We start from the raw sequence: 11,470 nt of genomic DNA on the forward strand, positions 1-11,470 counted from the left end.
AAAGAGCTCTCCGCGCCCTGGGGGCGGTCAGAACTCCACGTCCTGGCTGTTGAAACCCGTGCGGAAATCGTCGGAGAAATCCGCGCGGAAGTCGCCGCCGAAGGAGAAGTCGTCCAGCGCGATACTCTCCCCCACGCCGAACATGTCCTCGGAGAAGCCGGTGCGGGAGAAGACCTCCGCCCTCGTCTCCTCGGTGGGCTCCACCTCGATGTCCGAGTAGCGGGCCAGGCCCGTGCCGGCGGGGATGAGCTTGCCCAGGATGACGTTCTCCTTCAGCCCCACCAGCGGGTCGGACTTGCCGTTCATGGCGGCCTCGGTGAGCACGCGCGTGGTCTCCTGGAAGGAGGCGGCGCTCAGCCAGGAGTCCGTGGCCAGGGAGGCCTTGGTGATGCCCATGAGTTCGGTGCGCCCGGAGGCGGTCTTACCGCCCTCGGCCACGACGCGGCGGTTCTCCGAGCGGTAGGTCATGACGTCCACGAGGTCGCCCTGCAGGAGCGTGGTATCGCCCGGGTCGAGCACGGTCACGCGACGCAGCATCTGGCGCACGATGACCTCGATGTGCTTGGAGTGGATGTCCACGCCCTGGGAGCGGTAGACCTCCTGGACCTCGTCCACGAGGTGGCGCTGGGTGGCGCCGACGCTGCGCAGGCGCAGGATCTTCTTGGGGTCCACCGGGCCCTCGGTGAGAGCCTGGCCGGGCTCGAGGTGCTGGCCGTCGACCACCAGGAGGCGGCGGCGCGAGGAGACGGGGACCACGAGGTCCTCCTCGCCGTCGTCGCGCTTGATGATCAGGCGCTTGCCGTCGGCGTCCTGCTCGATGGCCAGCGTGCCCGCGGCCTCGGCCACGACGGCCTCGCCCTTGGGGGTGCGGGCCTCGAAGAGCTCCTGCACGCGGGGAAGGCCCTGCGTGATGTCCGCGGCGCCGGCGGCGCCACCGGTGTGGAAGGTGCGCATCGTCAGCTGCGTGCCGGGCTCGCCGATGGACTGGGCGGCGATGATGCCCACGGCCTCGCCGATGTCCACGCGCTTGCCGGTGGCCAGGGAGCGGCCGTAGCAGGCAGCGCAGGTGCCGACGGCGGAGTCGCAGGTCAGCACAGAACGGACCGTGACCTCTTCGATGCCGGCCTCGATCGCGGCGTTGGCCTCGGCGGTGCCGATGTCAGCACCGGCGGGAATGATGACATTGCCCTCGGCATCGACGACGTCCCGGGCCGCGGTGGTGCCGATGACCGTGGTGTCGAGGATCTCCGAGACGTCCTTGAAGCGCTCGCCGTCGGCGTCCTTCCAGGTGAAAAGGCGCTTGGCGAGGCCCTTGCGGGTGCCGCAGTCGTCCTCGCGCACGATGACGTCCTGGGACACGTCGACGAGGCGGCGGGTGAGGTAGCCGGAGTCGGCGGTCCGCAGAGCGGTGTCCGCCAGGCCCTTGCGGGCGCCGTGCGTGGCGATGAAGTACTCCAGGACGCTCAGGCCCTCGCGGTAGTTCGACTTGATGGGGCGGTCGATGAGGCGCTGCTTCGGGTCCGCCACCAGGCCGCGCATGCCGGCGAGCTGACGGATCTGGTCCCAGTTGCCTCGCGCCCCGGAGACCACCATCTGGTAGACGGTGTTGCGGTGCGGGAAGTTCTCGCGCATGGCCTCGGCGACCTCGGCCGTGGCCTTGGTCCAGATGTCGATGAGCGAGGAGTAGCGGTCCTCCTCGGTCAGCGCGCCGAGGTCGAACTGCTCCTCGATCTGGGCGGCCTCGGCCTCGTGGCGGGCCAGGATCTCCGCCTTGGCCTGCGGGGAGACGACGTCGGCGAAGGCGACCGTGATGCCGGACCAGGTGGACCAGTAGAAGCCGTTCGACTTGAGCATGTCGAGGGAGGCGGCCACGTCCACGCGCGGGAAGGACTCGGCCAGGGTGTTGACGATATTGCCCAGGGCCTTCTTGTCCACTGTGTAGTTCACGTAGGGGAAGGCCTCGGGCAGCGCCGTGTTGAACAGGGCCCGGCCCAACGAGGTGCGCAGGGTGATCGGGTCGCCCTCGCTCCAGCCCTCGGGGGCCTGCCACCCCTCGGGGGCGACGATCCCCTCGGTGAAGCGGATATCGCAGGTGGCGTTGACATCGAGCTTGCCGAAATCGTGCGCCATGACCGCCTCCGCGAAGGAGGAGAAGGCCGGGACGATCTCCTCGCCGTCGGCGTCCTTGGCGACCTCGACGGCCGGGTCGGGCTCCTGGGTGAGGTAGTAGGTGCCGATGATCATGTCCTGGCTGGGCATGGTCACGGGGCGCCCGTCGGAGGGCTTGAGGATGTTGTTGGACGAGAGCATGAGGATGCGGGCCTCTGCGGAGGCCTCGGCGCCCAGCGGCAGGTGGACCGCCATCTGGTCGCCGTCGAAGTCCGCGTTGAAGGCGCCGCACACGAGGGGGTGCAGCTGGATGGCCTTGCCCTCGATGAGCTGGGGCTCGAAGGCCTGGATGCCCAGGCGGTGGAGGGTGGGGGCGCGGTTGAGCAGCACGGGGTGCTCGCGGATGACCTCGGCCAGGACGTCCCAGACCTTCGGGTTGGCGCGCTCCACCATCCGCTTGGCGGCCTTGACGTTCTGGGCCTCCTTGAGCTCGACGAGCCGCTTCATGACGAAGGGCTTGAACAGCTCCAGGGCCATCTGGCTGGGCAGGCCGCACTGGTGGAGCTTGAGCTGGGGGCCCACCACGATGACGGAGCGGCCCGAGTAGTCCACGCGCTTGCCCAGGAGGTTCTGGCGGAAGCGGCCCTGCTTGCCCTTGAGCATGTCGGACAGGGACTTCAGCGGGCGATTGCCCACGCCGGAGACGGGACGGCCGCGGCGGCCGTTGTCGAAGAGGGCGTCGACGGCATCCTGGAGCATGCGCTTCTCGTTGTTGACGATGATCGTCGGGGCGCCCAAGTCCATGAGCCGCTTGAGGCGGTTGTTGCGGTTGATGACGCGGCGGTAGAGGTCATTGAGGTCCGAGGTGGCGAAGCGGCCACCGTCGAGCTGCACCATGGGGCGCAGGTCCGGCGGGATGACCGGGATGTTGTCCAGGACCATCGACTCCGGCTTGGTGCCGGTCATGCGGAAGGCGTTGATGACCTTGAGGCGCTTGATGGCGCGGGTCTTGCGCTGCCCGGCACCGGAGGCGACCACCTCGGACAGGGCCTCGGCCTCCGCCTCCAGGTCGAAGCCGCGCAGGCGATCCTGAATGGCCTGGGCGCCCATGGCCCCCTTGAAGTAGATGCCGTAGTCCGCCTGCATGTCGCGGTAGAGGACCTCATCGCCCTCGAGGTCCCCGACCTTGAGGCCCACGAAGCGATCCCAGACCTTGTCCATGTGCTCCAGCGTCCGCTGGTTCTTGCGGCGCATGGCGCCCATCTCGCGCTCGGCGGCCTTGCGGAGCTTGTCGCGCTGGGAGGCCTCGGCACCCTCCGCCTCGGCGGCGGCCAAATCCTCTTCCAGGCGGCGCTGGCGGGCCTCGACATCGGCCTCGCCGACCTGCTCGACGTGCTTCTTCTTCACCTCGAACTCGGAGCGCAGGGAGGGCAGGTCGTCGTGGCGGCCCTCCTCATCGACCTCGGTCACCATGTAGGCCGCGAAGTAGATGACCTTCTCCAGGTCCTTGGGGGCGAGGTTGAGCAGGTACCCCAGGCGCGAGGGAACGCCCTTGAAGTACCAGATGTGGGTGACGGGGGCGGCCAGCTTGATGTGGGCCATCCGCTCGCGGCGCACCTTAGAGCGGGTGACCTCCACACCGCAGCGCTCGCAGACGATGCCCTTGTAGCGCACGCGCTTGTACTTGCCGCAGGCGCACTCCCAGTCCCTGGTGGGGCCGAAGATCTGCTCGCCGAACAGGCCGTCCTTCTCCGGCTTGAGCGTGCGGTAGTTGATGGTCTCGGGCTTCTTGACCTCACCGTGCGACCAGGACTTGATGTCCTCCGCGGTGGCCAGTCCGAGCTGGATGCGATCGAAGACGTTGGCGTCGAGCACAGTTCCTACTTCCGATGGGTCAGATCTCGTCGATGGTGGAGGCCATGGCCCCGCCCGGGCGGCGGCCCAGGTCGAAGCCGAGCTCCTCGGAGGCGCGGCGGCCGTCGTCGTCGGCGTCGTCCAGGCCGATGACATTGCCCTCGGCGTCCAGTGCCTCGACGTTCAGGCACAGGGACTGCATCTCCTTCATGAGCACCTTGAAGGACTCGGGGATGCCGGGCTCGGGGATGTCCTCACCCTTGACGATGGCTTCGTAGACCTTGACCCGGCCCACGACGTCGTCGGACTTGACGGTGAGCAGCTCCTGGAGGGCGTGGGCGGCGCCGTACGCCTCCATGGCCCACACCTCCATCTCCCCGAAGCGCTGACCGCCGAACTGGGCCTTACCGCCCAGCGGCTGCTGCGTGATCATCGAGTACGGACCCGTGGAGCGGGCGTGGATCTTGTCATCCACGAGGTGGTGGAGCTTGAGGATGTACATGTAGCCGACCGAGACCGGGTACGGGAAGGCCTCGCCGGAGCGGCCGTCGAAGAGCCGGGCCTTGCCATTGGGGGCGACGAGCTGCTCGCCGTCGGCGCCCGGGATGGTGGAGTCCAGCAGACCCATGAGCTCGTCGTCGCGCACGCCGTCGAAGACCGGTGTGGCCACGGGGGTGCGCGGCCCGGCGGTCACGCCGTTATCCGGCAGGCGCAGGGCCCACTCCTCGCCCGCCTCGCGGGCCGCCGTGGCGTCCCATCCGCGGGAGGCCACCCAGCCCAGGTGGAGCTCGAGGACCTGGCCGATGTTCATGCGGCTGGGCACGCCCAGGGGGTTGAGGATGACATCGACGGGGGTGCCGTCGGCGAGGAAGGGCATGTCCTCCACGGGGAGGATCTTGGAGATGACGCCCTTGTTGCCGTGGCGGCCCGAGAGCTTGTCGCCGACGGTGATCTTGCGGCGCTGGGCGATGTAGACGCGCACCATGCGGTTGACGCCGGCGGGCAGCTCGGCGTCCTCGCTGGCGGCGTCGAACTCGCGCACGCCGGTGACGATGCCGTACTCGCCGTGGGGGACGCGCAGGGAGGTGTCGCGCACCTCGCGGGCCTTCTCACCGAAGATGGCGCGCAGGAGGCGCTCCTCGCTGGTCAGCTCGGTCTCCCCCTTGGGGGTGACCTTGCCGACGAGGATGTCACCGCTGCGGACCTCGGCACCGATGCGGATGATGCCGCGCTCGTCGAGGTTGGCCAGGGTCTCCTCGGAGACGTTGGGGATGTCCCGGGTGATCTCCTCGGCGCCCAGCTTGGTGTCCCGGGCGTCGACCTCGTGCTCCTCGATGTGGATGGAGGTCAGGATGTCCTCGGAGACGACCCGCTGGGACAGGATGATGGCGTCCTCGAAGTTGAGGCCCTCCCAGGTCATGAAGGCCACCAGGAGGTTCTGGCCCAGGGCGAGGTCGCCCTCGGCGGTGGCGGGGCCGTCGGCCAGGACGGTGCCCTCCTCCACGCGCTCGCCCTCGGAGGCCACGACGCGCTGGTTGTAGCAGTTGCCCTGGTTGGAGCGCAGGAACTTGGCGACCTTGTAGACCGTCTCGGTGCCGTCGTCGTTGGCCACGCGCACGAAGTCCGCGCAGACCTCGGTGACGACGCCCGCCTTGGAGGCCACGAGGACATCCCCGGCGTCGACGGCGGTGCGGCGCTCCATGCCCGTGCCCACGAGGGGGGCGTCGGGGCGGATGAGCGGCACGGCCTGGCGCTGCATGTTGGCGCCCATGAGGGCGCGGTTGGCGTCGTCGTGCTCCAGGAAGGGGATGAGCGAGGTGCCCACGGATACCATCTGGCGCGCGGAGATGTCCATGAGGTCCACCTGGTCCGCGGGAACCAGGGCGGGCTCGCCGCCGGTGACGCGGCACAGGACGTGGTCCTCGGCGAAGCGCCCCTCCGCCGTGAGCTCCACATTGGCCTGGGCGATGACGTGGCGGTCCTCGTCGTCGGCGGTCAGGTAGTGGGTCTCGTCGGTGACCAGGCCGTCCTTGACCACTCGGTACGGGGTCTCGATGAAGCCGAAGGGGTTGATGCGGGCGAAGGTCGCCAGTGAGCCGATGAGGCCGATGTTCGGGCCCTCGGGGGACTCGATGGGGCACATGCGCCCGTAGTGCGAGGCGTGGACGTCGCGGACCTCCATGGAGGCGCGCTCGCGGGACAGGCCCCCGGGGCCGAGGGCGGACAGGCGGCGCTTGTGCGTCATGCCGGCCAGGGGGTTGTTCTGGTCCATGAACTGGCTCAGCTGGGAGGTCCCGAAGAACTCCTTGATCGCGGCCGTCACGGGCCGGATATTGATGAGAGTGTTCGGCGTGATGGCCTCGACGTCCTGGGTGGTCATGCGCTCGCGCACCTGGCGCTCCATGCGGCTCATGCCGGTGCGCACCTGCGCCTGGATGAGCTCTCCGACGGCGCGGATGCGGCGGTTGCCGAGGTGGTCGATGTCGTCGTACTCCACCGGCATGTCCACGATCTCGCCACCGCGCAGACCCTCGATCGTCTCGGCGCCGGCGTGCAGGGCGAGCAGGTACTTGATCGCAGCGGTGATGTCCTCGATGCGCAGCACCGAGTCGGTCAGCTCCGCGTCCAGGCCCAGCTTCTTGTTGATCTTGTAGCGGCCGACCTTGGCCAAGTCGTAGCGCTTGGGGTTGAAGTAGAAGTTCTCGATGAGGGTGCGGCCGGCCTCGACGCTCGGCGGCTCGCCGGGGCGGATCTTCTTGTAGATGTCGAGCAGGGCCTCGTCCTGGGTGATGATCTTGCGGTCCTCGTCCAGGGCGACGGTCAACGCGGGGTAGTCGGCGAACTCCTTGCGGATCTCCGCCTCGTCCATGCCCAGGGCGAGCAGGAAGACGGTGATGTCCTGCTTGCGCTTGCGGTCGATGCGCACGGCGACGCGGTCCGACTTGTCGATCTCGAACTCCAGCCAGGCGCCGCGCGAGGGGATGAACTTGACGTTGTAGACGTACTTGTCAGTGGTCTTCTCGGTGGTGCGCTCGAAGTAGACCCCCGGGGAGCGCACGAGCTGGGAGACGACGACGCGCTCGGAGCCGTTGACGATGAAGGTGCCCTTGTCCGTCATGAGGGGGAAGTCGCCCATGAAGACGGTCTGGGACTTGATCTCGCCGGTGGAGAAGTTCTCGAAGTCGGCCACCACGTACAGGGGGGCGGAGTAGGTCAGGTCCTTCTCCTGGCACTCCTCAGCGGTGTACTTGGGTTCCTCGAAGCGGTGATCGTGGAACGACAGCGCCATGGTCTCGCCGAAGTCCTCGATCGGGGAGATCTCGTCGAAGATCTCCTCCAGGCCCGAGGTCTCGGGCAGGGAGCCGGGGCGGGCGGCGTTGGCGGCGTTGACGCGGGCGCGCCACTTCTCGTTGCCGACGAGCCAGTCGAAGGACTCGGTCTGCAGGGCGAGGAGGTTGGGAGCCTGCAAGGGCTCGGGGATCTTCGCGAAGTTGATGCGCCGTGACGCGGTGCGCGCGGCGATGTCAGCGGCAGTGGGTGCAGAGGTGCGCGAGGCAGCCAAGTGGGGATCCTTCCCTCAGTCCGGGGATCACTCTCGCGTCCGACGGCGTGGCCGGCACCGACTCTCCCCCAGAACGACGCTGATCATGGGCTGATCATGGCAGGGCTCGTGGCAGGCCCTGGCCGCGCCGTCCGAGGGGGCCATCGAGGACAGCACGCATACTGGACGCAAAGCGCTAGCGTACACGGCGGGTTTTTCGCCTTCCACATCGAGACAGGACTCGATCTTGCGATTCCCGCCACAGTCGCGCATACTGCCCCACCGCGAAGGGGGATTCCCCACCCGCTGGCGAGGATCGAGGCGGATGGTGGGTGGCTGAGCGGGCGAGTGCGGCATTGGGGGCGGTGACCCGAGCGGCGGGCGGCCCATCCGCCTCACCGACATCCCCATGGAGTCGCCGTAGAGTCTGCCCCGTGCATGACGAGCCGACCAACGCCCCCGCCTGGGCCGCGCCGCGCGCCATGGGGCCGCTCAACGCCGTCGTGGAGCTGCCGGGCTCGAAGTCGCTGACCGCGCGGGCGCTCGTGCTGGCAGCCACCGCGGCCGGGCCCAGCACGCTGGCCGGCGTCCTGCGCGCTCGCGACACCGATCTCATGATCGCCGCCCTGACCACGCTCGGCGCGCGCTTCGAGGAGGACAGCTCCCCCACGCGCCTGCGCGTCACCCCGGCGCCGATCCCGTTCCCCGTCAGCCGGTCCGCGCGCCCGACATCCGAGGCGACCGCCAGCGCCCCCGCGCGCATCGACTGCGGCCTGGCGGGCACCGTCATGCGCTTCATCGCGCCGCTGGCCGCGCTCGCCGACGCCCCCGTCCTCCTCGACGGCGACAAGGCCGCCCGATCCCGCCCGCTCAGACCACTGCTCGACACCGTCTCCGCCCTCGGAGCGCGAGTCGACTACCTGGCCGCGCCCGGCTTCCTTCCCGTCCTCATCACCCCGGGGGCCCCGGACAACGCGGTGGTGGGAGCGGGGACCGGGCCCCGGGACCTCGCCATCGACTCGACCGCCTCCTCCCAGTTCCTCTCCGCGCTCCTGCTCGCCGCCCCCCTGCTGCCCGGCGGCGCGCGGATCACCCCGACGGGGCACGTGCCCTCCCTGCCGCATGCGGCCATGACCGTGGCCTCGCTGCGGGAGCGGGGAGTACGAGTCGAAGAGCCCGCCGCAGGCATTCCCGAGGGCGAGCGCACCTGGGCGGTGGCGCCCGGTCGGCCCGCGGGCGCCAGGATCACCATCGAGCCGGACCTGTCCAACGCCGGTCCCTTCCTCGCCGCCGCTCTCGTGGCGGGCGGGAGCGTGAGCGTGCCCCACTGGCCGGCCCGCACCACCCAGGCCGGCGACGCCTGGCGGAGTCTCCTGCCCCGGCTCGGCGGGACCACCCGGCTCATCCGGGACTCGAACGGCGCCCCCGCCCTCGAGGCCGCCGGCACCGGGGAACTGGCGGGTATCGACGCCGATCTCTCCGCCGTCGGTGAGCTCGCGCCCACCGTCGCGGCCCTGGCCGTCCTCGCCTCCGCCCAGGGCCGCGCCTCACGGCTGAGGGGCATCGCGCACCTGCGCGGGCATGAGACGGACCGACTCACCGCGATCGTCGCCGAGGCCCGCAGGCTCGGCGCCCCGGCCCGCGAGACCGCGGACGGCATCGAGGTCGGCGCCATGACCGCCGGAGCCCGGCTGCGCCCGGCCCTGCTCCACTCCTACGCGGACCACCGCATGGCGACCTTCGCTGCGATCATCGGGCTGGTCGTCCCCGGGGTGCGGCTCGACGACGTCGCCTGCACCTCCAAGACCCTCCCGGGCTTCATCGGGCTGTGGGAGCGGATGCTCGCCGGCGCCCCACCGGCCGCCCCCGGGCGGGAGGCGCGCTGATGGCCCGCCGCGACATCGGCACCGACGACCCCCGCGTCCACGTGCGCCCGGGACGGGGATCACGGCCGCGCACCAAGCAGCGCCCGGCCCATGCCGACGCCGCCGAGGGCATGGTCACCCGCATCGACCGGGGCCATTACCGCATCCGCCTGGCCGACCCCTCCCCCACACTCGACGCCGCGGGCGATATCACCGCTATGAAGGCCCGCGAGCTCGGGCGGGGGAAAATCGTCGTCGGGGACCGAGTGGCCGTCGTCGGGGATCTCAGCGGCCGCGACGGCACCCTCGCCCGTCTGGTGCGCATCGAGGAGCGCCGCACGCTCCTGCGCCGCAGCGCCGACGACGGCGACGCCGTCGGCACCGAGCGTCCCATCGTCGCCAACGCGGACATACTCGTCATCGTCACCGCGGCGGCCGACCCCGAGCCGCGCCCCCGTATGATCGACCGCTACCTCGTGGCGGCCTACGACGCCGGTATGGAGCCCCTTCTCGTCCTGACGAAATCCGATCTCGCCGACGCCTCGGCACTGCTCGCCCTCTACGAGCCCCTCGGCGTGCGCTCCCTACCCACCAGCCTCGATGCGGCCTCGCGCGCCGAGGCCTCCTGCGCCGGAGAGGGCGTGGACGCCGTGCGCGAGGCCATCGAAGGGCGGACCGCCGTGTTCGTCGGCCACTCGGGTGTCGGCAAATCGACTCTCATCAACGCCCTCGTGCCCGGAGCGCACCGCGCCACCGGGCGCGTCAACGAGGTCACCGGCCGGGGCCGGCACACATCCACGAACCTGCAGGCCCTCGAGCTGCCCGGCAGCGGCTGGGTCATCGACACCCCCGGGGTGCGCTCCTTCGGCGTCTCGCATGTCTCCAGCGCCGACGTCCTGCGCGGCTTCCCCGACCTGGCCGCCGTGGCCGAGGACTGCCCCCGCGGCTGCACCCACGAGACCGGCGCCATCGACTGCGCCATCGACGACTGGGCCGCCGGGGAGGCCGACGACGGCCGGGCCCCGACGCATGGGGCGCATCAGTACGGGGCCGGACCGGGGACGCGCCCGGCCAGGGTCGACTCCTTCCGCCGTCTCCTGGTCCCCTCCCGCCTGGCCGGGGACCCCGCCAGGCCGGTGTCGAGATGAGCGCTGAGGCGAGCACGACGATCTCCTCACCCGCCGACGAGCCCTCCCGGCGATCGACGCCCATCCGCCCCTGGCCCCGTACCGAGCCATGACTCGCGAGGCCCGCTCCAAAGCCGAATGATGAAGCCCCGTGACAGCGGCACTTCCGGGACCTTGGAGACTGTGTTCCGACCTGCGGCAAGTCATAGGCTTCCCCCATGCCCGACTCGCCAGCGGCACCAGCCGCTCCTGATCCCACGGCTGAGCTCCTGCCCCGTCCCACTTGGTCGGATCTGTCTGCCCGAGCCGACCTCACCGTGGCGCGCCGCCGGGTCCTCGAGCTCGTCGAGGCCTCCACCGCCCCCCTGACCGCCGCCGAACTGGCCGACCGACTCGAGCTCCACCACAACACGGTCCGCGAGCACCTCGACGCGCTCGTGGAGGCGGGCTTCGTGACGGCCTCGACGCGTCCCACGGGCAGGAGGGGCCGGCCCGCGCTGCTGTACACGGCGGTCTCCCCCGACCCGATGATCGTCATCGACTCCTACCTCACCCTCCTCGATGCCATCGTCGAAACCTTCGGAACCGGTCCGGAGGCCCAGAGCATCGCCCTGCGCGTCGGGCGCCGCTGGGCCGAGATGAGCCCCGCGCCGGCCGGCAACGAGTCCCTGCCGCCGGGCGCCAGCGTCTCGGACCGGCTCGCCGCGCTCCTCCCCGACCTCGCCCTCATGGGCTTCGCCCCGCAGATCGAGGGCGAGAAGGTCGTCCTCAAGGCCTGCCCGCTCGTCACCCGGTCCCGCGCGCCCCACCCGCTGGTCTGCGTGATGCACGAGGGATTCCTCAACGCCGTCGCCCGGCGGCAGGGCCTGCTGCCGGCGCTGCCCGAGGAGGAGCCCGACCACGGGGACCGCCCCCTGCTCGCCGTCTACCCCCTGCTCGACGACGGCTGCCACGCCCGTTTCGAGGACTGATCC

5 protein-coding genes are annotated in these 11,470 nt (G+C 70.4%); 3 read left to right on the forward strand and 2 right to left on the reverse strand.

Annotation, left to right across the window (positions count from 1 at the left end; all coding sequences use genetic code 11):
* Positions 1-27: 27 nt before the first annotated feature.
* Positions 28-3,984, reverse strand: a complete 3,957-nt coding sequence (locus B1H50_RS01180; RefSeq protein WP_080461956.1) for a DNA-directed RNA polymerase subunit beta' — start codon at positions 3,982-3,984, stop codon at positions 28-30.
* 19 nt (positions 3,985-4,003) lie between these two features.
* Positions 4,004-7,525 carry a DNA-directed RNA polymerase subunit beta gene (gene rpoB, locus B1H50_RS01185; protein WP_080461957.1) on the reverse strand — a complete coding sequence of 1,174 codons (3,522 nt, stop codon included), beginning with the start codon at positions 7,523-7,525 and terminating at the stop codon, positions 4,004-4,006.
* A 413-nt stretch (positions 7,526-7,938) separates the two neighbouring features.
* On the opposite strand from rpoB, the gene aroA reads away from it, so the two are divergent.
* The 3 genes from aroA (at position 7,939) to B1H50_RS01200 (ending at position 11,467) form a co-directional block, all read left to right on the forward strand.
* Entirely contained in the window at positions 7,939-9,390 is a 1,452-nt protein-coding gene (gene aroA / locus B1H50_RS01190) for a 3-phosphoshikimate 1-carboxyvinyltransferase (RefSeq protein ID WP_080461958.1), read from the forward strand.
* Complete coding sequence (gene rsgA / locus B1H50_RS01195; protein ID WP_080462074.1) at positions 9,390-10,517, forward strand: ribosome small subunit-dependent GTPase A; 1,128 nt, start codon at positions 9,390-9,392, stop codon at positions 10,515-10,517. The genes aroA and rsgA overlap by 1 nt, the downstream gene beginning before the upstream one ends.
* Positions 10,518-10,714: 197 nt before the next feature.
* Positions 10,715-11,467, forward strand: coding sequence for a helix-turn-helix transcriptional regulator (locus B1H50_RS01200; RefSeq protein ID WP_080461959.1), 753 nt, complete (start codon positions 10,715-10,717; stop codon positions 11,465-11,467).
* Positions 11,468-11,470: the final 3 nt, after the last annotated feature.

Source organism: Actinomyces gaoshouyii, assembly GCF_002072175.1.
Taxonomy (GTDB): Bacteria; Actinomycetota; Actinomycetes; order Actinomycetales; family Actinomycetaceae; genus Actinomyces; species Actinomyces gaoshouyii.